At 72.3% G+C, this 21,106-nt stretch carries 21 protein-coding genes; 4 read left to right on the plus strand and 17 right to left on the minus strand.

Annotated elements, in window-relative coordinates:
* Positions 1-36: 36 nt before the first annotated feature.
* Positions 37-2,562 (minus strand): ATP-dependent Clp protease ATP-binding subunit, encoded by a 2,526-nt coding sequence (locus ACY34K_RS28555; protein WP_462752177.1) that lies wholly within the window; start codon positions 2,560-2,562, stop codon positions 37-39.
* A 429-nt stretch (positions 2,563-2,991) separates the two neighbouring features.
* On the opposite strand from ACY34K_RS28555, the gene ACY34K_RS28560 reads away from it, so the two are divergent.
* On the plus strand, positions 2,992-3,561 hold the full coding sequence (locus ACY34K_RS28560) for an SCO3374 family protein (RefSeq protein WP_462752179.1): 570 nt from the start codon (positions 2,992-2,994) through the stop codon (positions 3,559-3,561).
* Here ACY34K_RS28560 and ACY34K_RS28565 read toward each other — a convergent pair.
* The 11 genes from ACY34K_RS28565 to ACY34K_RS28615 form a co-directional block, all read right to left on the minus strand.
* The gene (locus tag ACY34K_RS28565; protein ID WP_462752181.1) at positions 3,540-3,875 is read right to left on the minus strand and encodes a histone-like nucleoid-structuring protein Lsr2; all 336 of its coding nucleotides are present in this window, start codon (positions 3,873-3,875) and stop codon (positions 3,540-3,542) included. The genes ACY34K_RS28560 and ACY34K_RS28565 overlap by 22 nt on opposite strands.
* 145 nt (positions 3,876-4,020) lie before the next feature.
* Positions 4,021-4,569 carry an amino-acid N-acetyltransferase gene (locus tag ACY34K_RS28570; protein WP_462752183.1) on the minus strand — a complete coding sequence of 183 codons (549 nt, stop codon included), beginning with the start codon at positions 4,567-4,569 and terminating at the stop codon, positions 4,021-4,023.
* Positions 4,570-4,578: 9 nt separating this feature from the next.
* Positions 4,579-5,100: a BlaI/MecI/CopY family transcriptional regulator gene (locus ACY34K_RS28575; RefSeq protein ID WP_462752184.1), complete on the minus strand. Its 522-nt coding sequence runs from the start codon at positions 5,098-5,100 to the stop codon at positions 4,579-4,581.
* A gap of 133 nt (positions 5,101-5,233) precedes the next feature.
* Complete coding sequence (locus tag ACY34K_RS28580; RefSeq protein ID WP_462752186.1) at positions 5,234-5,422, minus strand: hypothetical protein; 189 nt, start codon at positions 5,420-5,422, stop codon at positions 5,234-5,236.
* A gap of 65 nt (positions 5,423-5,487) precedes the next feature.
* Positions 5,488-6,081 carry a hypothetical protein gene (locus ACY34K_RS28585; RefSeq protein WP_462752222.1) on the minus strand — a complete coding sequence of 198 codons (594 nt, stop codon included), beginning with the start codon at positions 6,079-6,081 and terminating at the stop codon, positions 5,488-5,490.
* A 499-nt stretch (positions 6,082-6,580) separates the two neighbouring features.
* A complete protein-coding gene (locus ACY34K_RS28590; protein ID WP_462752188.1) occupies positions 6,581-7,387 on the minus strand; it encodes a type III pantothenate kinase in 807 nt (268 codons plus the stop codon).
* Positions 7,387-8,403, minus strand: coding sequence for a carboxylating nicotinate-nucleotide diphosphorylase (nadC, locus tag ACY34K_RS28595; RefSeq protein WP_462752190.1), 1,017 nt, complete (start codon positions 8,401-8,403; stop codon positions 7,387-7,389). The genes ACY34K_RS28590 and nadC overlap by 1 nt, the downstream gene beginning before the upstream one ends.
* A 2-nt stretch (positions 8,404-8,405) precedes the next feature.
* Positions 8,406-10,115, minus strand: a complete 1,710-nt coding sequence (locus ACY34K_RS28600; protein ID WP_462752192.1) for an L-aspartate oxidase — start codon at positions 10,113-10,115, stop codon at positions 8,406-8,408.
* Positions 10,112-11,122: a pantoate--beta-alanine ligase gene (panC, locus tag ACY34K_RS28605; RefSeq protein ID WP_462752193.1), complete on the minus strand. Its 1,011-nt coding sequence runs from the start codon at positions 11,120-11,122 to the stop codon at positions 10,112-10,114. The genes ACY34K_RS28600 and panC overlap by 4 nt, the downstream gene beginning before the upstream one ends.
* Positions 11,122-12,015 carry a Rossmann-like and DUF2520 domain-containing protein gene (locus tag ACY34K_RS28610; protein WP_462752195.1) on the minus strand — a complete coding sequence of 298 codons (894 nt, stop codon included), beginning with the start codon at positions 12,013-12,015 and terminating at the stop codon, positions 11,122-11,124. The genes panC and ACY34K_RS28610 overlap by 1 nt, the downstream gene beginning before the upstream one ends.
* Positions 12,016-12,212: 197 nt before the next feature.
* On the minus strand, positions 12,213-12,392 hold the full coding sequence (locus ACY34K_RS28615; RefSeq protein WP_462752197.1) for a hypothetical protein: 180 nt from the start codon (positions 12,390-12,392) through the stop codon (positions 12,213-12,215).
* Between the two features lie 105 nt (positions 12,393-12,497).
* Here ACY34K_RS28615 and ACY34K_RS28620 point away from each other — a divergent pair, with 105 nt between their 5' ends.
* On the plus strand, positions 12,498-13,598 hold the full coding sequence (locus ACY34K_RS28620; RefSeq protein WP_462752224.1) for a DUF5937 family protein: 1,101 nt from the start codon (positions 12,498-12,500) through the stop codon (positions 13,596-13,598).
* A gap of 313 nt (positions 13,599-13,911) precedes the next feature.
* Here the strand turns inward: ACY34K_RS28620 and ACY34K_RS28625 are convergent, their stop codons facing one another.
* The 3 genes from ACY34K_RS28625 to ACY34K_RS28635 are packed head-to-tail and all read right to left on the minus strand — an operon-like array spanning position 13,912 to position 16,413.
* The gene (locus ACY34K_RS28625; RefSeq protein WP_462752199.1) at positions 13,912-14,517 is read right to left on the minus strand and encodes an AAA family ATPase; all 606 of its coding nucleotides are present in this window, start codon (positions 14,515-14,517) and stop codon (positions 13,912-13,914) included.
* 3 nt (positions 14,518-14,520) lie between these two features.
* Positions 14,521-15,198: a response regulator transcription factor gene (locus ACY34K_RS28630; RefSeq protein ID WP_462752201.1), complete on the minus strand. Its 678-nt coding sequence runs from the start codon at positions 15,196-15,198 to the stop codon at positions 14,521-14,523.
* Positions 15,199-15,213: 15 nt separating this feature from the next.
* The gene (locus ACY34K_RS28635) at positions 15,214-16,413 is read right to left on the minus strand and encodes a sensor histidine kinase (RefSeq protein WP_462752203.1); all 1,200 of its coding nucleotides are present in this window, start codon (positions 16,411-16,413) and stop codon (positions 15,214-15,216) included.
* 96 nt (positions 16,414-16,509) lie between these two features.
* On the opposite strand from ACY34K_RS28635, the gene ACY34K_RS28640 reads away from it, so the two are divergent.
* Together ACY34K_RS28640 and ACY34K_RS28645 are read left to right on the plus strand one after the other, a co-directional pair.
* A complete protein-coding gene (locus tag ACY34K_RS28640) occupies positions 16,510-17,796 on the plus strand; it encodes an SAM-dependent methyltransferase (RefSeq protein ID WP_462752205.1) in 1,287 nt (428 codons plus the stop codon).
* Positions 17,793-18,959 (plus strand): NADH-quinone oxidoreductase subunit D, encoded by a 1,167-nt coding sequence (locus tag ACY34K_RS28645; protein ID WP_462752206.1) that lies wholly within the window; start codon positions 17,793-17,795, stop codon positions 18,957-18,959. The genes ACY34K_RS28640 and ACY34K_RS28645 overlap by 4 nt, the downstream gene beginning before the upstream one ends.
* Before the next feature lie 19 nt (positions 18,960-18,978).
* Here the strand turns inward: ACY34K_RS28645 and ACY34K_RS28650 are convergent, their stop codons facing one another.
* Together ACY34K_RS28650 and ACY34K_RS28655 are read right to left on the minus strand one after the other, a co-directional pair.
* Positions 18,979-20,031, minus strand: coding sequence for a hypothetical protein (locus ACY34K_RS28650; RefSeq protein WP_462752208.1), 1,053 nt, complete (start codon positions 20,029-20,031; stop codon positions 18,979-18,981).
* 96 nt (positions 20,032-20,127) lie between these two features.
* On the minus strand, positions 20,128-21,105 hold the full coding sequence (locus ACY34K_RS28655; protein ID WP_462752210.1) for an ABC transporter substrate-binding protein: 978 nt from the start codon (positions 21,103-21,105) through the stop codon (positions 20,128-20,130).
* Between the last annotated feature and the right edge of the window lies 1 nt (position 21,106).

Raw genomic sequence — 21,106 nt, forward strand, 5'->3', positions numbered from 1 at the left:
GGGCAGCCCCTTCAGCCGTTCAGCTCGGCGTGAGCGTCACGCGTCCTTCGACAGGTTCGGCCCGGCACCGCCGGCCGCCTGCTCGATCGGCGGAACGTCCGGCAGAGCCGACTTCTCCTCGCCGCGGAAGGTGAACTTCTTCTCCTCACCCTCGCCCTCGGTGTCCACGACCACGATGTGACCGGGGCGCAGCTCGCCGAAGAGGATCTTCTCCGACAGCACGTCCTCGATCTCGCGCTGGATCGTCCGGCGCAGCGGCCGGGCGCCCATCACGGGGTCGTAGCCGTGCTTGGCGAGGAGCTCCTTGGCGGAACCGCTGAGCTCGATGCCCATGTCGCGGTCCTTCAGGCGCTCGTCCACCTTGGCGATCATCAGGTCGACGATCTGGATGATGTCTTCCTGGCTGAGCTGGTGGAAGACGACCGTGTCGTCGACACGGTTGAGGAACTCGGGCCGGAAGTGCTGCTTCAGCTCTTCGTTGACCTTCGCCTTCATCCGGTCGTAGCCGGTCTTGACGTCGCCCTGTGCCGCGAAGCCCAGGTTGAAGCCCTTCGAGATGTCCCGGGTCCCGAGGTTGGTCGTCATGATGATGACCGTGTTCTTGAAGTCCACGACCCGGCCCTGGGAGTCGGTCAGGCGACCGTCCTCCAGGATCTGGAGAAGGGAATTGAAGATATCGGGGTGGGCCTTCTCGACCTCGTCGAAGAGGACGACGGAGAACGGCTTCCGGCGCACCTTCTCGGTGAGCTGGCCGCCCTCTTCGTAACCCACGTATCCGGGCGGGGAACCGAAGAGACGGGAAACCGTGTGCTTCTCGCTGAACTCCGACATGTCGAGGGAGATCATCGCGTCCTCGTCGCCGAAGAGGAATTCGGCGAGCGTCTTGGACAGCTCGGTCTTACCGACACCGGACGGACCGGCGAAGATGAACGAGCCACCCGGGCGCTTCGGGTCCTTCAGGCCGGCGCGCGTACGGCGGATCGCCTGCGAGAGGGCCTTGATGGCGTCCTTCTGACCGATGACGCGCTTGTGCAGCTCGTCCTCCATGCGGAGCAGTCGCGAGGACTCCTCCTCGGTCAGCTTGAAGACCGGGATGCCGGTGGCGGTCGCGAGGACCTCGGCGATCAGCTCGCCGTCGACCTCGGCGACGACGTCCATGTCGCCGGCCTTCCATTCCTTCTCCCGCTTGGCCTTCGCCGCCAGCAGCTGCTTCTCCTTGTCGCGGAGGGAGGCTGCCTTCTCGAAGTCCTGGGAGTCGATCGCGGACTCCTTGTCGCGGCGGACACCGGCGATCTTCTCGTCGAACTCGCGGAGGTCCGGCGGCGCGGTCATCCGGCGGATGCGCATCCGGGAGCCGGCCTCGTCGATCAGGTCGATCGCCTTGTCCGGCAGGAAGCGGTCCGAGATGTACCGGTCGGCCAGCGTCGCGGCCTGGACGAGGGCCTCGTCCGTGATGGAGACCCGGTGGTGGGCCTCGTACCGGTCGCGCAGACCCTTGAGGATCTCGATGGTGTGCGGCAGCGACGGCTCCGCGACCTGGATGGGCTGGAAGCGGCGCTCCAGCGCGGCGTCCTTCTCCAGGTACTTGCGGTACTCGTCGAGCGTCGTGGCGCCGATGGTCTGGAGCTCGCCTCGGGCGAGCATCGGCTTCAGGATGGACGCCGCGTCGATGGCGCCCTCGGCGGCACCCGCACCCACCAGGGTGTGGAGCTCGTCGATGAACAGGATGATGTCGCCGCGGGTGCGGATCTCCTTGAGCACCTTCTTCAGGCGCTCCTCGAAGTCACCGCGGTACCGGGAGCCGGCGACCAGCGCGCCCAGGTCCAGGGTGTAGAGGTGCTTGTCCTTGAGGGTCTCGGGCACCTCGCCCTTGACGATGGCCTGCGCCAGGCCCTCGACGACCGCCGTCTTGCCGACGCCGGGCTCGCCGATGAGGACCGGGTTGTTCTTGGTACGGCGGGACAGCACCTGCATGACCCGCTCGATCTCCTTCTCGCGCCCGATGACCGGGTCGAGCTTGGACTCACGAGCGGCCTGGGTGAGGTTCCGGCCGAACTGGTCGAGGACCAGGGACGTCGAGGGCGTGCCCTCGGCAGGACCACCGGCGGTGGCGGCTTCCTTGCCCTGGTAGCCGGAGAGCAGCTGGATGACCTGCTGCCGCACCCGGTTGAGATCGGCGCCCAGCTTCACGAGGACCTGGGCGGCGACGCCCTCGCCCTCGCGGATCAGGCCGAGCAGGATGTGCTCGGTGCCGATGTAGTTGTGGCCGAGCTGAAGGGCCTCGCGGAGCGACAGCTCCAGGACCTTCTTGGCACGGGGCGTGAAGGGGATGTGGCCGGAGGGCGCCTGCTGGCCCTGGCCGATGATCTCCTCCACCTGCTGGCGGACCGCCTCGAGCGAAATCCCGAGGCTCTCCAGGGCCTTAGCGGCGACACCCTCACCCTCGTGGATAAGGCCCAGGAGGATGTGCTCGGTGCCGATGTAGTTGTGGTTGAGCATCCGGGCTTCTTCCTGAGCCAGGACGACAACCCGCCGCGCGCGGTCGGTGAACCTCTCGAACATCGTTAATCGCTCCTCAGAGCGGTCAGGCAGTAAGGGGTCGGTCCCCTCCCTGTCCTTCCGCAGCTTAGTCCCGCAAGCGGGGACCGCTCATTCCAACTGCCGACACCCGTCTCTGGCCTCCTGACCCGAACGCCGACAAATGCTCCAACCCGATGGTGCGAGACGATGTTCCCGCAGGCCAGGCACTTACCCTCACCAGTAGTACGCCGATGGCGAACGTGAGACGCCAGATCCTGCGTGTCGCCCCTCCCCACTAGGAATGTCTTACCCGTAAGGACTGACACTCCATGCGGCGCACCCCGGTTCCCTCAGCTACGGGCGAACACACTTGCGCCTCTTCGCGCGCCTTCACGCCCCCATTCTGAATACGGAGCGCAATCAGTGATTGACACTGCGTAACCATCAGGGGGTTCGAAGAGTTCCCGGGGTATGGCCTTCACCGCCCCTGTTCAGCTCCCGTCGCCACGCACGCCGCAGCAGGACGGGTACACGTGGTGGTACGAACACCGGCTGGGCTGGGCGACCACCGAGGGTCCGCCGGTACAGCTGCTCACCGGGCTCCGCTTCGACGTCCTGGAGCTGCCCGCCGCGGCCGGGTTCGCCGTGCTGCGGCGACTGGGCGGCACATGGCCGGTCGCCCTCGTGGGGCGCAGGATGCGGATGCTGGTGGCCGCGGGCGGCGCGGAGGAAGTGCCCGGGCTGCTCGACTGGCTCGAGTGGGGCGGCATCACCCTGGATCTGGCCGCCTGGGGCCCGGGCGGCCGGATGGCCGCTCCGATTCCCCCAGGATGGAGCGGATCCGGTGCGCCCGACGCCGCCGTGTGGCTGCGCCCTCCCGAGCCCGGGCGCGAGGTGGAGCCGACGCTCCCGGCCCTGCCGGCCGTGGGGGGCGGCGCCGGCGCCCCCGGTCTCGTACGGCTCGTGGACGCGGCGGCATCGGAATGTCACCGGGTCCGGCTGCTGGGTGCCGGGGGCACTCAGCGGTTGGCGTCCTCGTAGGCCTGCTTGATGTCGGCGGGGACGCGGCCGCGGTCGTTCACGTTGTAACCGTTCTCCTTGGCCCACGCGCGGATCTTCGCGGTGTCGGGGCTGCCGCCGGCGGCCACCCGTCCCTTGCCGCGGCCGGCCGCGGCACGGCCGCCGGTGCGGCGCCCGCTCTTGGTGTACGGCTCGAGCAGACCACGGAGCTTGTCCGCGTTGGCGGTGGTGAGGTCGATCTCGTAGGTCTTGCCGTCCAGCGCGAACGTCACGGTCTCGTCCGCCTCGCCGCCGTCGAGGTCGTCGACAAGAAGGACCTGAACCTTCTGTGCCACCGGATTTCCTTTCATCGAAAATGCAGTACGCGGAAAGGAAACCGCTTTTCCCTGGAAAACACAAACCCCTGGGAGAGGTTCAGATCCGCGAGAACGCGGGAAACGTGCGCGATTCGGACATAGGGATCCGGTTCGCTGGCGCGAATCACAGGTGCAGAAGCATCCGGCTGTTGCCCAAGGTGTTCGGCTTCACTCGTTCGAGACCCAGGAACTCGGCGACGCCCTCGTCATAGGAACGCAGGAGCTCGCGGTAGACATCTCCGTCGACCGGAGTCTCCCCGATCTCGACGAAGCCGTGCTTCGCGAAGAAGTCGACTTCGAAGGTCAGGCAGAATACCCGGCGCACACCGAGCCAGCGGGCGGTGTGCAGCAACTTGTCCAGCACTTGATGGCCGACGCCGCCGCCCTTGAACTGGGGGTCGACCGCGAGAGTGCGCACTTCGGCAAGGTCTTCCCACATCACATGGAGTGCGCCGCAGCCGACGACGGCACCGTCCTCGTCGCGTTCCGCGACCCAGAACTCCTGGATGTCCTCGTAAAGCGTCACGGTCGCTTTGTCGAGCAGGATGCCTTGTGTGACGTAGGGATCCACGAGCCGTCGGACCGCCTGCACATCGCTGGTCCTGGCCCGCCGGACGGTCACGGCTTTTGCGGCGGGATTGGGCGGCGTGGGCGGAAGCGCGGAGGAGGACATGGCTGGACGCTATCGCCCTGCGGCGGCCCCGCCGTCGGCACCCCGGCGGGCTTCTGGTTCGGCTTCTTCCCGTTCGGCGCCGGGTTCGACTTCGGGTTCCGCCCGGCGTGCGACTTCGCGTTCCCGTCCGGGTTCTCCTTCCGGCCCTTCGGACGCGGGATCTTCCGGCGTGTCGCGTTGCACGATCCGAACCGCGTCGTTCAGCGCTTCGCGCTGCTCGGCGGACATCATGCCGAAGAAGGCGACGAGAGCGGCCGCGGGGTTGTCACTCTTCGACCAGGCTTCGTTCATCAGTGCGGCCGAGTAGGCGGCACGGGTGGAGACCGCGGTATATCGATAGGCGCGGCCGGCGACTTCCCGTCGCACCCAGCCCTTCTGATGGAGATTGTCCATTACCGTCATGACCGTGGTGTAGGCGATGGACCGTTCCTGCTGGAGATCCTCGAGGACTTCCCGGACGGTGACAGGGCGGTTCCATTGCCAGACGCGAGTCATGACGGCGTCTTCGAGCTCTCCCAATTGACGGGGCACATTGCCACCATAGTGGGAGAAGCCGGAGTGACCAGCTATTGACGTAGCAAAAAGGACGCACGACAGGGGCTGTCGTGCGTCCTCGGTGCGTTCCGGGAACGAGCCGGAGCGCGGCGCCGGCGGCGCCCGGAGGTCAGGCCTGGCCGGGGGTGGCGGTGCCGTCCGCCTGACGGGCGGCCTCGGCGCGGGCGAGCGCCGCGTCCACGGCCGCGTCCTCCTTGGCCTTGTTGGGACCGCCCTGGCTCTTGACGATCGTCACGACGACGCCGATGAAGAAGGCGGCCATCACCACGGGGGGAAGGAGCGCGGATACGTAGTCCATGGCGTCCAGGGTAGCGAGGCCCTCCCCGGCCGGGCGGACCGGCCACGCCCTGTCCGGCCCGCGCCCTATCCGGCGGCGCGCTGCTCGGACGGCGGCGGGGCCGGGCGGCGCCGTGGCGGGAAGACCTCGGAGGGCTTGGGCACCGGACGCTCGTGCGGCGCCGGAGCGGCGCCCGGCTTGGTACTGGGGGTCGGCTTGGCCGGCGTGGGTTTCGGCTTCGGCCGGTCGGCGGCCGCACGGCCGCCGGGGAGCGCCAGCAGCGGCGTGCGCGGGGCCGGGGCGGTACGGGGTCCGGTGAGCCGGGACCGTACGGCCCGTTCGGCCAGCATGTGGCAGTGGGCCAGGAGAGCGGCACCGGCCGGCGAGGTGCGAAGCGTGCGCAGTGCGGCGAGGTCCTCGGGGCGCGGGTCGTACCCGGCGGCCAGGGCGTCCTGGAGGAGCTCCAGATAGCCACTGGCCGAGCCGGGGAGCGCGTCCCGGTAGCGGGCCAGGTCGGCGAGGACGAAGGCCCTCAGCCGGCCGGCCTCGCGGACGGCCTCGTCCACGGAGCCGGCGAGCCGATGACAGTCCTGGACGTCCTCGTCGTCGAGCGGGGTCGGGTGGAGGGCGTGGGCGAGGGCGCGTCGGAGCACTCGCAGCTCGTCTGCGCCGAACGCCAGGCCGCCGCGGGATCCGTATGGCGTGGGCATGGACCGACAATACGCGCTAATCGGACAAAATTTGTTTAACGGTGAGCCGGTGGGCGCGGCGGGGGGTGACCCTGCGTCGTGGGCACCGTGAGCCGGAGACTCGGTGGTCGCTGCCCGGCCACCAGCGTCCCAAGGCCACCCGGGGGAGGACGAGTGTCGGGGGCACCGTCAGCCGAAGGCCCGGTGGCCGACGCCCGGCCACCAGCGTCCCAAGGCCACCCGGGGGTGGACGAGTGTCGGGGGCACCGTCAGCCGGAGGCCCGGTGGCCGACGCCCGGCGACGAGCGACCCCGGGACCACCCGGGGGTGACCCTGCGTCGTGGGCACCGTGAGCCGGAGGCCCGGTGGTCGCTGCCCGGCCACCAGCGTCCCAAGGCCACCCGGGGGTGGACGAGTGTCGGGGGCACCGTCAGCCGAAGGCCCGGTGGCCGCCGCCCGGCGACGAGCGACCCCGGGACCACCCCAGGGGTCACATGCGGGAGACGTTGCGTTCGTAGACCAGGCGCAGCCCGATCAGGGTCAGCCACGGCTCGTGCTCGTCGATGCTCTCCGCCTCGCCCAGGACCATCGGCGCCAGACCGCCCGTGGCGATCACCGTCACCTCCGACGGGTCGCCCGAGGGGCCGGCCAGCTCGCGCTTCATGCGGTGGACCACGCCGTCGACCTGGCCGGCGAAGCCGTACACGATGCCCGACTGCATCGCCTCGACCGTGTTCTTGCCGATCACGCTGCGCGGGCGGGCCAGCTCGATCTTGCGGAGCTGGGCGCCGCGCACCCCGAGGGCCTCGACCGAGATCTCGATGCCCGGGGCGATGACACCGCCCGTGTACTCGCCGCGGGCGCTGACCGCGTCGTACGTCGTCGCCGTGCCGAAGTCGACGACGATCGCCGGGCCGCCGTACAGCTCGACCGCGGCGACCGCGTTGATGATGCGGTCCGCGCCGACCTCCTTGGGGTTGTCCATGAGGATCGGCACGCCCGTCTTGATGCCGGGCTCGACCAGGACGGCGGGCACGTCGCCGTAGTACCGCCGGGTCACCTCGCGCAGTTCGTGCAGGACCGACGGGACCGTCGCGCAGATGGCGATGCCCTCGATGCCGTCGCCCAGTTCGTCGCCGAGCAGCGGGTGCATGCCCATCAGGCCCTGCAGCAGCACGGCGAGCTCGTCCGCGGTGCGGCGGGCGTCGGTGGAGATGCGCCAGTGCTCGACGATCTCCTCGCCGTCGAAGAGGCCGAGGACGGTGTGGGTGTTGCCGACGTCGATCGTGAGCAGCATCAGCCCTGCTCCGCCTCTCGCAGGTCCAGGCCGATGTCGAGGATCGGGGACGAGTGCGTCAGGGCGCCCACCGCGAGGTAGTCGACACCGGTCGCCGCGTAGGCCGCGGCGTTCTCCAGCGTCAGACGGCCGGAGGACTCCAGGACCGCGCGGCCGGCGACGAGCGTGACGGCCTCCTCCGTCTCCGCCGGCGTGAAGTTGTCCAGCAGGATCAGGTCGGCGCCGGCGTCCAGCACCTCGCGCACCTGGTGGAGGGTGTCCACCTCGACCTCGATCGGTACGTCGGGGAAGGTCTCGCGCACGGCCTTGAACGCCTCGGCCACGCCCCCCGCGGCGACCACGTGGTTGTCCTTGACCAGGGCCGCGTCGGAGAGCGACATGCGGTGGTTGACGCCGCCGCCGCAGCGCACCGCGTACTTCTCCAGGGCGCGCAGGCCCGGCGTGGTCTTGCGGGTGTCGCGGACCTTGGCCTTGTGGCCCTCCAGCGCGTCGGCCCACGCGCGCGTGGCGGTGGCGATGCCGGACAGCCGGCACATGATGTTCAGCGCGCTGCGCTCGCCGGTCAGCAGGTCGCGGGTGCGGGTGGTGACGGAGAGCAGCTTCTGGCCGGCCTCGACGCGGTCGCCGTCCTGGACGTGCCGCTCGACCTCGAACGCCTCGGTGCAGACGACGGAGAGCACCGCTTCGGCGATCTGGATGCCGGCGACGGTGCCGGCCTCGCGGGCGGTGAAGTCGGCGGTGGCGACGGCGTCCTCGGGGACGGTCGCGGCGGTCGTCACGTCGACCCCGCCGTCCAGGTCCTCCTCGATGGCGCGGTAGGCGACGTCCTCGACGAGGACGGGGTCGAGCCCGGCGTCGGCGAGGAGCGCGGCGAGCGCCGGGTCGAGCCCGCACTCGTACACCTCTTCGTCACCGCAGCCGCAGCCGTCGCCGCAGCCGCCCGCCTGGGCGGCGGGGGCACCGATCTGGATCAGGGGTACGTCCACGGGCTGCGGGCGTTCTTCGGGCGTGCTCACGGTTACGGCTCCATGGGGGCGTCGGCGGCGATCGGGGGGAAGTCTTGGGTCTCGGTACTGCGGACGTCCAGGGCCCGGTCCGGGGTGAGGGTGACGACGAGATGGCGACGCCAGGCGGCGTCGTCGCGGCCGGGGTGGTCCTCGCGCCAGTGGCAGCCGCGGGTCTCCTCTCGGCGGCGGGCCGCGGCGACCAGCACGCGGGCGACGCACAGCAGGTTGGTGGTCTCCCAGGACTCGACGCCGGGCTCGGCGGCCTTGCGCTCCTCGGCGCCGGCCGCGGCGTCGGCGTGCACGGCGTCCAGCCGCTCGGCGGCCTCCGCGAGGCTCTCGGCGGACCGCAGCACTCCGGCACCGGCGGTCATGATCTGCTGGATGCGGGTGCGGGCCGCCGGGTCGAGCAGCGGCAGGACGACGGGCGCGGGGTGGGGCACGGGCGCGGGTTGGGGCACCGGCGCGTCCGACCGGGCCGCGGCGGCCGCGATGTCGTCGGCGATGCGCTCGGCGAAGACCAGCCCCTCCAGGAGCGAGTTGGACGCCAGCCGGTTCGCGCCGTGGACGCCGGTGCAGGCCACCTCTCCGCACGCGTAGAGACCCGGCACGGTGGTGCGGCCGTGGAGGTCGGTGCGGATGCCGCCCGAGGCGTAGTGGGCGGCGGGCGCGACCGGGACGGGTTCGGTCACCGGGTCGATGCCGTGCGCGCGGCAGGCGGCGAGGATCGTCGGGAAGCGGGAGGCCCACATCTCGGCGCCGAAGTGCCGGGCGTCCAGGTACATGTGCTCGGTGCCCTGCTCCCGCATCCGGCGCATGATGCCCTTGGCGACGATGTCGCGGGGCGCGAGCTCGGCCAGCTCGTGCTGTCCGGTCATGAAGCGCACGCCGTCGGCGTCGACGAGGTGGGCGCCCTCGCCCCGTACCGCCTCGGAGACCAGCGGCTGCTGGCCCTCGGCGTCCGAGCCGAGGAACAGGACCGTGGGGTGGAACTGCACGAACTCCAGGTCGCTCACCTCGGCGCCGGCCCGCAGCGCGAGCGCGACGCCGTCGCCGGTGGAGACCGCGGGGTTGGTGGTCGCGGAGAAGACCTGGCCCATGCCGCCGGTGGCGAGGACGACGGCCGGGGCGTGGACGGCGCCGACGCCGTCGTGCTGGCCCTCGCCCATGACGTGCAGGGTGACACCCGCCGTACGGCCGTCGGCGTCCGTCAGCAGATCCAGGACCAGGGCGTTCTCGATGGTGCGTACGGCCCTGTCGCGGACCGCGTCGACCAGGGCGCGGGAAATCTCGGCGCCCGTGGCGTCGCCGCCGGCGTGCGCGATGCGGCGCCGGTGGTGGCCGCCCTCCCGGGTGAGCTCGATGGCCCCGGCGTCGTCGGTGTCGAAACGGGCGCCGGTGGCGATCAGCCGGCGTACGGCGTCCGGTCCCTCGGTGACCAGGGTCCGCACGGCCTCCTCGTCGCACAGGCCCGCGCCGGCGACGAGGGTGTCGTCCAGGTGCTGCTCGGGGGTGTCGCCCTCGCCCAGCGCCGCGGCGATGCCGCCCTGGGCCCAGCGGGTGGAGCCGTCGTCCAGACGGGCCTTGGTGACGACCACGGTGCGCAGCCCGGCGGCCGTGCAGCGCAGGGCCGCGGTCAGCCCGGCGACGCCCGAGCCGACCACGACCACGTCCGCGTCGATGGCCCAGCCGGGAGCGGGCGCCTGGAGTCGTATGCCGGTCATGCGGGGGCTCCGAAGGTGAGGGGAAGGTTGTCGATCAGCCGCGTCGTGCCGACCTTCGCGGCGACGGCGAGGATCGCCTCACCGGTGTGGTCGTCGGGGACCTCGGTGAAGTCGGCCGGGTCCACCAGCGCAAGGTAGTCGAGCCGCAGCGGCGGGTCGGCCTTCTCCGCCTCCGCGAGTACCGCGCGGGCCGCCGCCCGAACCGCGTCCGCGACACCCGGGCCCGCCTGGGCGACGGCGTGCGCGTCGGCCGCCGCCCGGGACTCGCCGAGCCGGGACAGCGCCTCCGCGCGGCTCTCCGACGTCGGCAGCGTCGCGGCGCGGGCGCGCAGGGCCTGCTGGGCGGCGAGCCGGTCGCGGGCGGCGAACAGCGCGCCCGACAGGGCGAGGGCGGTGCGGCGCTCGGCGTGCGAGAGGTAGCGGTTGCGGCTGGAGAGCGCCAGCCCGTCCGGCTCCCGCACGGTGGGGACACCGACGATCTCGGTGGGGAAGTTCAGGTCGCGGGCCATGCGGCGGATCAGCGCCAGCTGCTGGGCGTCCTTCTGGCCGAAGAACGCCACGTCGGGGCGGGTCAGGTGGAGCAGCTTGGCGACGACCGTGAGCATGCCGTCGAAGTGGCCGGGGCGGGAGGCCCCTTCGAGCCGCTCGCCCATGGGGCCGGCCGTGATCCGGACCTGGGGCTCCCCGCCGGGGTAGACCTCGTCGGCGGACGGGGCGAACACGACGTCCGCGCCGGCCTGCTCGGCGGTCTTGAGGTCGGCCTCCAGGGTGCGGGGGTAGCGGTCGAGGTCCTCGCCCGCGCCGAACTGCAGGGGGTTGACGAAGACGGTGACGACGACGAAGCCCTTGCGGCCGACGTGCTCACGCGCGGTGCGGATCAGCGTGGCGTGGCCGTCGTGGAGCGCGCCCATGGTCATGACCACGGCGGTGCGGCCGCGTGGCGCGTGGTGCTCCAGGACGTACTCCAGGTCGTCGCGGGTGGGAACGAGCTCGAAGGCGTGGCCCATCACTTGTCTCCCTCGGCGAGCACGCCGAGCAGGTCCTCGGCGAGCTCCGGCTTCAGCAGTCCGTGGGCGAGTGCCCGGTCGGCGGTCATACGCGCCATGGCGAGATACCCGGCGACGGTGGCGGGGGCGTGCTTGCGCAGCTCGGCGACGTGCGCGGCGACGGTCCCGGCGTCCCCGCGCGCGACCGGGCCGGTGAGCGCGGCGTCGCCCGACCGCAGCGCGTTGTCCAGGGCGGCGCCGAGGAGGGGGCCGAGCATCCGGTCCGGGGCGGCCACGCCCGCCGTGCGCAGCAGCTCCATCGACTGGGCGACCAGGGTGACCAGGTGGTTCGCGCCCAGGGCGAGGGCCGCGTGGTAGAGCGGGCGGGCCGACTCCTCGATCCACTCGGGCTCGCCGCCCATCTCGATGACCAGCGCCTCCGCGGCCAGCCGCAGTTCCTCGGGGGCGGTGACCCCGAAGGAGCAGCCGGCCAGCCGCTGGACGTCGACGGCGGTGCCGGTGAACGTCATGGCGGGGTGCAGGGCGAGCGGGAGGGCGCCGGCGCGGCGGGCCGGGTCGAGCACCCCCACGCCGTACCGGCCCGAGGTGTGCACCAGGAGCTGGCCGGGGCGCACCGCCCCGGTCTCCGCGAGGCCTTCGACCAGGCCCGGCAGGGCGTCGTCGGGGACGGTCAGCAGGACAAGCTCGGCGCGCTCCAGCACCTGCGCGGGCGGGACCACGGGGACGCCGGGGAGCAGCTCGGCGGCGCGGCGCAGGGACGCGTCGGACACCCCGGACGCGGCGACGGGGCGGTGCCCGGCGAGCCGCAGGGATGCGGCGAGGGCGGGCCCGACCCGTCCGGCGCCTACGACGCCGACGGTGAGCCGGGCGGGGCGGTGTTCGATTGCGTTCACGCGGCGACGGCCTTCCGTTCCAGTCCGCGGGGGGTACCGGACGATTTCTCGTCATGCTACGCCAGCGTTACGGGGAGTCCTGTCCCTGTCCACAGCCTGTGGGCACAGAGGGGTCCGCCCCGGTGCGAACGAGCCGGTCCGCGGGCCCTGGACAGGCCCCGGCGGGCTGCTGCGCCCGGCGAACACGGGCCTCGGCGCTACTTCGCCCGGCGGGCCCGGCGGCGCGCGAGACGTCCCGTCGCGGACGTGGTGGAGCGGCGGCGGCCGAGGACCGCGGCCAGGACGTCGCGGTCGTCGCGGCCCGGGGGAGGCGGGAGCGGCCGGCCGTGCTGGGCCGAACGGTACAGGTCGATCATGTGCTGCTGCAGGGCGTTCATTACGCCAGGCTGCGCCCGCCGGGCGGGCGGCGCCGCGCCGATTGACGAGGCCCGTCAATCGGCGCGAGGACCCGACCGGCACCCCTCACCATGGGGTGCGTGACCGTGACCATCGACATCACCGGCCTGCCCGCCGAGCGCATCGTCTTCGACATCTCGCCCCTCGCCGAGCTGGGCGTGGCACTGCACGCCCTGTCCGAACCCGGGCACCACCCCGGACTGCACGGCTGGGCGACCGCCACCGCGGCCGGCCTCAAGCCGGACCTGGCCGACCGGCTGCACGAGGCGAACTTCCTGTGGACGACCGCGTTCTCCGACGTGCTGATGCCCTTCGCCGGCATCAGGGACGGCGACGGCCGCACCGGCGCCACGCTCGCCGAGGAACTGGACATGATGGACCGGCTGGACGAGGAGCGGTTCATCACCGCCGCGCTGGAGTTCACCTGCTCCCAGTACGCCACCGGCGTCCCGGTCCGGCCCGAGCGCGCCCTGGAGCTCGCCGCCAACCGGGGGCCCAAGCAGCTGGAGTTCACCCGCAGGCTGCTCGACGACCCGGCGCGTGTGCGCACCTGGCTGCGCAGGCTGTTCGAGGACTGCGACGAGGCGTTCTTCGCCGACACCTGGCGCCGGGTCCAGCCGCGGCTGGCCGCCGACGCCCGGCACAAGACCGAGTTGCTGCGCCGCAAGGGCCTCGCCGAGACGCTGCGCGCGGTGTCGCCCGCCGTGACGCTCGGCGAGGAGGGCGGCGGGCAGCGCATCGAGGTGGACAAGCTGACGGACGGGCGGACGACCGCCACCGCGGCGGGCCCGGCGGGCACCGGGGTGTCGTTCGTGCCCTCCAGCTTCGGCTGGCCCCACCTGTGGGTCCTGCACGCCCCCGGCTGGCGGCCCGTCGTCCATTACCCGGTGGGCGACCCGGAGCTGTCCGGTCCGGCCTCCGTCGAGCTCCTCCAGCGGCGGATGGACGCGCTGGCCCACCCGATGCGGATGCGCCTGTGCCGACAGCTGGCGCGCGCCGCGTACACGACGGGAGAGCTGGCGGACGCGTACGGCATCACCTCGCCCGAGGTCTCGCGCCACCTGGCGGTCCTGAAGAAGGCACAGCTGATCACGACGCGGCGCCGCGGCCGGTACGTCCTGCACCAGCTGGACGTGGCGGCGGTCGCCCGGATCGGCAGCGACTTCCTGGAGACGGTGCTGCGCTGAGCGGTCGCGGCGCGTAGCGGGCCGGCCGGTGGGGCTGCGGACCGGTCCGCGCGGGCCCGTCCGCCCGACGAGGGCCGAGTGCGCAACCCCCGGGGCTCGCCGGGGTGGGAGCCGTGCCGTCGCCGCCGGTCCTCCATGTCTCCGTAGCCCTTCGGGCACCGGAAGGAACCCGGGGCACCGCATGCCGGCGGAGCCGCCCCGCGGGCCGGGGCCGCCGCCACTCCGGCGGGCGCGTTCCAGGGGCGTGTTCCGAGAGTCCCGTCTGACAGGGGCCCCGCCCTCCGGGCGGACGACGCTCCTTGCGAAACACGCCCTAGTCGAAGCGGATGTGCCGGAGGCCCACGCCGATGCGTCGCAGCCGGTGCCGCAGTTGCCCGTCCGTGTTCGGCCGGAGGCGCAGCCCCGCCGAGGCCGCCACCCGGTCCGCGACCTGGGGCACGGTCAGCCGGTCCGTACGGATGTGCTCCCCGAAAGCGGGTGCGGACAGCCTCTCCAGGCACAGGTCCAGTCCGGCCACGGCGAAGCTCTCCCGCTTGAGCCCGCGACCGAGTCCCCGCTCGGTCAGCCGCCGCAGTACGGTCGCGCGCTCGGCGAGCAGCGCGAAGTGGCGGACGTCGTGACCCCGTGCCCCGAGCCTGCCGATGATCTCTTCGAAGTACACCGGATCGACCAGTGTCATGGGCGCGATGACCGGCCCGCCGTCGTGCCTCCGCAGCACGAGGTCCAGCACTTCGTACACCCCCTGCCGCCAGGCGGGCAGGTCCTGGAAGTCCCCCCGGAGCGCGGGCGGCGTCATCCGGTGCAGTCCGAAGCCCACGTGCTCGGGGTCGCACACCACGCTGCCGGGCAGCCGCCGGTGCAGCTCGTACGCGGTCTGTGTCTTGCCCCCGCCGAAGGGACCGTTGATCCACAGCAGCACGGGTCAGCCCGCCGCGCCGCCGCCGGCACGCACCAGGCCCGTCTCGTAGGCCAGCACCACCACCTGGACGCGATCGCGCAGGGACAGCTTGGTGAGGATGCGGCCGACGTGGGTCTTGACCGTGGCCTCGGAGAGCACGAGCCGGGCGGCGATCTCGCCGTTCGACAGACCCTGGGCGACCAGCATCATGACCTCGCGCTCACGGTCCGTCAGCTTCTCCAGGGCCGCGTTCCCGGGCTCCTTGCCGGTGGACGGCAGCATCGGGGAGAAACGGTCCAGCAGGCGCCGGGTGGTGGACGGCGCGACGACCGCGTCGCCGCTGTGCACCGAGCGGATCGCGCCCAGCAGTTCGCCGGGCGGCACATCCTTGAGCATGAAGCCGCTGGCGCCCGCCTTGAGCCCGGAGAAGGCGTACTCGTCCAGGTCGAAGGTGGTGAGGATGAGGACCTTGGGCGCGTCGGGCCGGCCGCAGATGCGCCGGGTCGCCTCGACGCCGTCGAGCCTCGGCATCCGGACGTCCATCAGCACCACGTCCACGGCGGTGGACCGCAGGGTCTCGATGGCCTCGGCCCCGTCGCCCGCCTCGGCCACGACCTCCATGTCCGGCTGGGCGGCGAGCACCATGCGGAAGCCGGTGCGCAGCAGCACCTGGTCGTCGACGAGCATCACGCGGATCGGCATAAGGGGTCCTTCGGTTCAGTGGGCGGGCTTGAGGGGAAGCAGGGCGCTGATCCGGAAGCCGCCGCCCGGGCGCGGCCCCGCGTCGAGGGTGCCGCCGACCATACCGACGCGCTCGCGCATGCCGATCAGTCCGTGGCCCTGCCCGTCGGCTCCGCCGTCCTCGTACAGCTCGTGCGCCGCTCCCCGGCCGTCGTCCTCGACCAGCAGGCCGATTCCGTCGTCGAAGTAGACCACCCGCACACTCGCCCCGGCGTTCGGTCCGCCGTGCTTGCGGGTGTTGGTCAGCGCCTCCTGGACGATGCGGTAGGCGGTGAGCTCGACGCCCCTCGGCAGGGGGCGCGGGGTGCCTTCGATCCTGAAGTCGACGGTCAGGCCGGCGGTGCGGACCTGTTCGACCAGTTCCTCGATCTGCTGGACGTCGGGCTGCGGCACGTACTCGCCGGCCTCCTGGTGCTCGCCGGTTCGCAGGATGCCGAGGAGCCGGCGCATCTCGGCGAGGGCCTGGCGACCGGTGGTCGAGATGGTCTCCAGGGCCTGCTTGGCCTGGTCGGGCGAGGAGTCCAGGACGTACGCGGCGCCGTCGGCCTGGACCACCATGACCGAGACGTTGTGGGCGACGACGTCGTGCAGTTCGCGGGCGATACGGGCGCGTTCGGCGGCGACGGCGACCTTGGCCTGCGCCTCGCGCTCCTTCTCCAGCCGGGAGGCACGCTCCTCCAGTTGCGCGAAGTACGCGCGGCGGGTGCGGATCGAGTCGCCGAGGACCCAGGCGAGGACGAACGGCACCGTCATCACGACGGTGAAGAAGATCTTGCCGGGCATGGAGATGTTCTCCTCCGGCCAGCGCAACTGCGACAGCGGCGCCGCGGACAACCCGCCGACCAGCGCGAGCCGCGAGGCCCAGCGGGGGCCGTCGTGCGCGGCGACCGTGTAGATCACCACCAGCATCGCGAAGTCCGCGACGTTGGGATCGATCCCCAGTGCCAGTTGGGCCACGCCGATCGCGGCGACGAGCACCAGCATCTTCTCGGGCGCGCGGCGGCGCAGCGCGATGGCGAGGCAGAGGAGGAGGACGATCACGGCGGCCGCGAGGCGGGGCTCGGCGCCTTCCGGATCCTGGGCCACCCACAGCATCGCGAACCCGAAGAGCATCACAGCCCAGAAGCTGTCGACGCCCGTGGGGTGTCTGCGGATGAAGTCGTAGAGGCGCTGCACGTAACCCAGCGTAGGGAAACCCGATAGGTGCAGGGGTCAACCGGAGGTCCGATCCGTGGCACGGGAAGCTACTCCGGAAGGTGGAGACTGGTGCCCGTGACGGATGAGACGTGTCAACACGGCGCGCCGGGAGACGGCCCGCCGTCCGCTTCCGCCGGGGCCGGGGGCGACGGCTGGACCGGCTGGCGGGCCGCCGCGGAGGCGGCGCTGTACGGGCCCGGCGGCTTCTACCTGCGGCCCGAGGGCCCGGCCGGCCACTTCCGCACGTCCGTGCACGCCTCCCCGCTGTTCGCCTCCGCGGTGGCCCGCCTGCTGACGCGGGTCGCGAACGACCTCGGCACGGACGAGGTCGCGCTGGTGGATGTGGGGGCGGGTCGCGGTGAGCTGTTGACGGGGGTCCTCGCGGCGGCTCCGGCCGGTCTTCGCGTACGGGCGCACGCCGTGGAGCGCGCCCCCCGGCCGGCCGGGCTGGACCCGCGCGTGGCGTGGCTGGAGCGGCCCCCGGCGGGGGTGCGCGGACTGCTCTTCGCGAACGAGTGGCTGGACAACGTCCCGGTGGAGGTGGCACAGGCCGACGAGTCGGGCACGCCCCGGTACGTCGAGGTCCGCGCGGACGGCACCGAGCGGCTGGGCCCGCCCGTGGCGGGGGCCGACGCGGTGTGGCTGGCCCGCTGGTGGCCCCTGCGGGAGCCGGGCGAGCGGGCGGAGATCGGCCGCCCGCGCGACGAGGCGTGGGCGCGGGCGGTGGCGTCGCTGTCGGCGGGCCTCGCGGTGGCGGTCGACTACGCGCACCGGCGGGAGGCCCGGCCACCGTTCGGCACGCTGACCGGCTTCCGCGCCGGGCGCGAGGTGCCGCCGGCGCCGGACGGCAGCTGCGACATCACCGCACACGTCGCCCTGGACGCCTGCGCGGACGCGGGCGCCCGCGCCGCCGCCCGGACGCCGGGACCCCCTTCCGGTCCCACGGACCGGCAGCCCGCGCCCGCCCCCGGCGGACGGGCCACCGCCCCCGGTCCTGAGGCTCCGGCCGCCCGCCCCGCCGGGGCGCGGGCCGCGCGGAGACCGGACGCGGAGCCGGGAGGGGCGGGCACGGAGGCGGGAGGGGCGGCCGGGGCACCCGCCGGCGGTGCCGACGGTGAGGGCACCGGTCTGCCGTGGTACCCGGGCGGCGGTGCCGAGCTGCTGTCCCAGCGGGAGGTGCTGCGGCGGCTCGGGGTGGACGGCGCCCGGCCGCCGCTCGCCCTGGCGTCGAGCGACCCCGCGGCGTACGTACGCGCTCTCGCCGTCGCCGGTGAGGCGGCCGAGCTGACCGCCCGGGGCGGACTCGGGGACTTCACCTGGCTGCTCCAGCGGGTGCCCGGCGAGGGATACTGTCCGCCATGACGGCGAGGGAGACGAGGCAGCCCATGGAGACCACGGTCGGCGTCGGCGGTGCCGCGGAGAGCACCGACATGGTGCTGAACATCGGCCCTCAGCACCCGTCCACCCATGGTGTCCTCCGTCTCCGGCTGGTGCTGGACGGTGAGCTGATCCAGCACGCCGAGCCGGTCGTGGGCTACATGCACCGCGGCGCGGAGAAGCTGTTCGAGGCGCGGGACTACCGCCAGATCATCATGCTGGCCAACCGGCACGACTGGCTGTCGGCGTTCTCCAACGAACTGGGCGTCGTCATGGCCGTCGAGCGGATGCTCGGCATGGAGGTCCCGGAGCGGGCCGTGTGGACGCGTACGCTCCTCGCCGAGCTGAACCGGGTCCTCAACCATCTGATGTTCCTCGGCTCCTACCCCCTCGAACTGGGCGGGATCACCCCGATCTTCCACGCCTTCCGGGAGCGGGAGGATCTCCAGCACGTGATGGAGGAGGTCTCCGGCGGCCGGATGCACTACATGTTCAACCGGGTCGGCGGCCTGAAGGAGGACCTTCCGGCCGGCTGGCTCGGCCGGACCCGGGCCGCCGTGGCGGAGGTCCGCTCCCGCATGGACGTGTACGACCGTCTCGTCCTCGGCAACGAGATCTTCCGCGGCCGCACCAGGGGCGTCGGCGTCCTGTCGCCGGAGATCGTGCACGCGTACGGCGTGAGCGGGCCGATCGCCCGGGCGTCCGGCGTCGACTTCGACCTGCGCCGCGACGAGCCGTACCTCGCCTACGGCGAGCTCCAGGACACACTGGAGGTCGTCACCCGGGACGACGGCGACTGCCTGGCCCGCTTCGAGGTGCTGCTGGCGCAGACGCACAACGCGCTGGACCTCGCCGACGCCTGCCTCGACCGGATCGCCGAGCTGCCGCCCGGTCCGATCAACCAGCGGCTGCCGAAGGTCCTGAAGGCACCTGAGGGCCACACCTACGCCTGGACCGAGAACCCCCTCGGCATCAACGGCTACTACCTGGTCTCCAAGGGCGAGAAGACGCCGTACCGGCTCAAGCTCCGCTCGGCGTCGTACAACAACATCCAGGCCCTCACGGAGCTGCTGCCCGGCACCCTGGTCGCCGACATGGTGGCGATCCTGGGCTCGTTCTTCTTCGTCGTCGGCGACATCGACAAGTAGCCGCCGACGACACCGCGCTTCAGGAGACCGCGTCGCGCAGCTGCGCCATGTCCAGCTGCTCGGTCTCGTCGTGCGCGGTCAGGTCGATGACCTGACCGACGGCGCGCTCCGGGGACGGGCCGGTCTTCCGGTGCGCGGCGAGGGCCTCCTCGCCCACCACGTCCGCCAAGTCCTCGTTCTGCACGGCCTCGATGGCGGCCACCGCCTTCTTGCCGGTGCTCGACACGCTCTGGGTGCCCGGCCCGCTCTGCGCACTTTGCGTGCTCTGCGCGCTCTGCGTGCCAAAGAAGTCGAACCCGCCCTCCAGCCGGGGGGCCGGGCGGCGCTGTGCGGTGTACGGGACGATCGCGGCCGCCGCGGGGACCGGGCGCCGCGCGAGGGTGGCGGACGACGGGCGCTCCTGCCGCGCGGTCCCGGCGGCCGCCGCGTGCTTCCCCTGTGGCTCGTCCGCCTCCCGGGCGCGCTCGGCCAGATCCCGGCGGCGCGCCTCCTCCGTGGTGCGCCTGGCCTCCTGGGCGGCGGCGTTGCGCGTGAGGTTCTCCAGCGCCCTGGCCGCCCGGGCGTAGGCCGCCGGTGTGGGCGTGCCGCCCGCGGCGGGCAGCTCCTTGGCCGGGGTCGCGGCCTCCAGGGCCAGCTGCCGGCGGCCCTCCAGCGCGCTCGCCCGCTCGGTCTCCGCCGTGGCGTACCGGCGCAGCAGCTCGGCGTGCTCGCTGCGCAGCCCGGCCAGTTCCACGCGCTTGGCGCGCAGTTTGGCGTCGAGCTTGGCACGCAGCTCGCGGGACTCCTCGATGTCGGTCTCCAGCTCGGCTATCCGCTCCTCGGTCTTCCACTGGTCGCCGGCCCGGGCCCGGGTCAGCTCGGCGACGCGGCGGCCCGCCGCGCGGTCCCAACTGCGCATCATGACCGAGCCGGTGACCGCGGCGGCGGCAGCGGCGGCGGTCAGGACGCGCAGGACCAGCGGATCCGCGAGGAGCCAGGCGCCTCCGGCGCAGAGGACGGCCGCTCCGGCGACCGCGGAGGGCGGCAGAAGCCGGTGCAAGGGTGGGGAATGGCGGTGGCGTCCACGTGGCATGGCCTGAAATTTACCGTGCGTAGGTGCCCTGTGGGGTGTCGGCCCGGCAATGTTTTGCCACTGTGATGCCGACGGCCGACTCCCCCTCCGCGAGGCTTACTTCTTGATCAGACCCTTGGACTCCAGGTAAGCCTTCGCCGCGTCGGCCGGCTTTGCCCGCTCGGCGTCGACCTTCCTGTTCAACTCGGTGAGATCGGCCGTGGTGAGAACCTCGGTGATCTTGTTCAGAGCGGCCGCGATCTCCGCCGAACCCGCGTCCTTCGCATTGACGACCGGCAGCACATTGTCGGCGTTCTGCAGCTTCTTGTCGTCCGCCAGCAGCACCAGTCCGAAGTTGTCCAGCGTGGCGTCGGTCGTGGTCGTCAGCACGAGCTGGTCGATGCCGTCCTTCACCGCCTGCTTGGCCTGCGGCGTCCCGACGCCCTTGGGGTCGATGCCCGCGACGTCGATGCCGTAGGTCTTCTTCAGACCCGGTGCGCAGAACGGCCGGATCTCGCACTCGTCACCGGCGGCGATCCTCACCTTCAGCTTCGAGGCGCCCAGGTCGGAAAGAGTCCTGAGGTTGTTCTTCGCGGCGAATTCGGCGGTCACCGCGAACGCGTTCTGATCGACCGCCTCTCCGGCCGGGAGCACCTTCAGTCCACGCGGGCCGGCCAGCTTCTCCAGGGCCGCGACCGTGGCGGTCACATCGCTGGAAGCGACCGGCTTTTCGGTGGGCGCCTTCGATCCGTTCACCTTCGCGTTCAGGAATTCCGCAAGCGTAGCCGCATATTCCGGTACGACGTCGATCTCGCCCTTCTCCAGAGACGGTTCGTACAGCTCCCGGTTCTCCACGGTCTTGACGGAAGTGCCGTATCCGGCGTCGCGCAGCACCTGTGCGTACAGCTCCGCCAGCACATTGGCCTCCGTGAAGCCCGCGGATCCGACGACCAGGGTGCCCTTCGCGCCACCGCCTGCCGGCGCGCCGCCACCGCCGCCCTTCTGCTCCAGACTTTCGCCGCCGCACGCGGCGAGACCGCCGGCCACGGCCAGCACACCCACTACCGCACCCGCCCTGCGCGAGGTCCTGCTCATC

The sequence above is a fragment of the Streptomyces sp. STAM6 genome (genome assembly GCF_054963715.1).

Excerpts from the sequence above, each read along its gene's own strand:
- ACY34K_RS28555 (WP_462752177.1), bottom strand. The coding sequence starts at position 2,562 with ATGTTCGAGAGGTTCACCGACCGCGCGCGGCGGGTTGTCGTCCTGGCT.
- ACY34K_RS28560 (WP_462752179.1), top strand. The coding sequence starts at position 2,992 with ATGGCCTTCACCGCCCCTGTTCAGCTCCCGTCGCCACGCACGCCGCAG.
- ACY34K_RS28570 (WP_462752183.1), bottom strand. The coding sequence starts at position 4,569 with ATGTCCTCCTCCGCGCTTCCGCCCACGCCGCCCAATCCCGCCGCAAAA.
- ACY34K_RS28580 (WP_462752186.1), bottom strand. The coding sequence starts at position 5,422 with ATGGACTACGTATCCGCGCTCCTTCCCCCCGTGGTGATGGCCGCCTTC.
- ACY34K_RS28590 (WP_462752188.1), bottom strand. The coding sequence starts at position 7,387 with ATGCTGCTCACGATCGACGTCGGCAACACCCACACCGTCCTCGGCCTC.
- ACY34K_RS28600 (WP_462752192.1), bottom strand. The coding sequence starts at position 10,115 with ATGACCGGCATACGACTCCAGGCGCCCGCTCCCGGCTGGGCCATCGAC.
- panC (WP_462752193.1), bottom strand. The coding sequence starts at position 11,122 with ATGGGCCACGCCTTCGAGCTCGTTCCCACCCGCGACGACCTGGAGTAC.
- ACY34K_RS28615 (WP_462752197.1), bottom strand. The coding sequence starts at position 12,392 with ATGAACGCCCTGCAGCAGCACATGATCGACCTGTACCGTTCGGCCCAG.
- ACY34K_RS28630 (WP_462752201.1), bottom strand. The coding sequence starts at position 15,198 with ATGCCGATCCGCGTGATGCTCGTCGACGACCAGGTGCTGCTGCGCACC.
- ACY34K_RS28645 (WP_462752206.1), top strand. The coding sequence starts at position 17,793 with ATGACGGCGAGGGAGACGAGGCAGCCCATGGAGACCACGGTCGGCGTC.
- ACY34K_RS28650 (WP_462752208.1), bottom strand. The coding sequence starts at position 20,031 with ATGCCACGTGGACGCCACCGCCATTCCCCACCCTTGCACCGGCTTCTG.
- ACY34K_RS28655 (WP_462752210.1), bottom strand. The coding sequence starts at position 21,105 with ATGAGCAGGACCTCGCGCAGGGCGGGTGCGGTAGTGGGTGTGCTGGCC.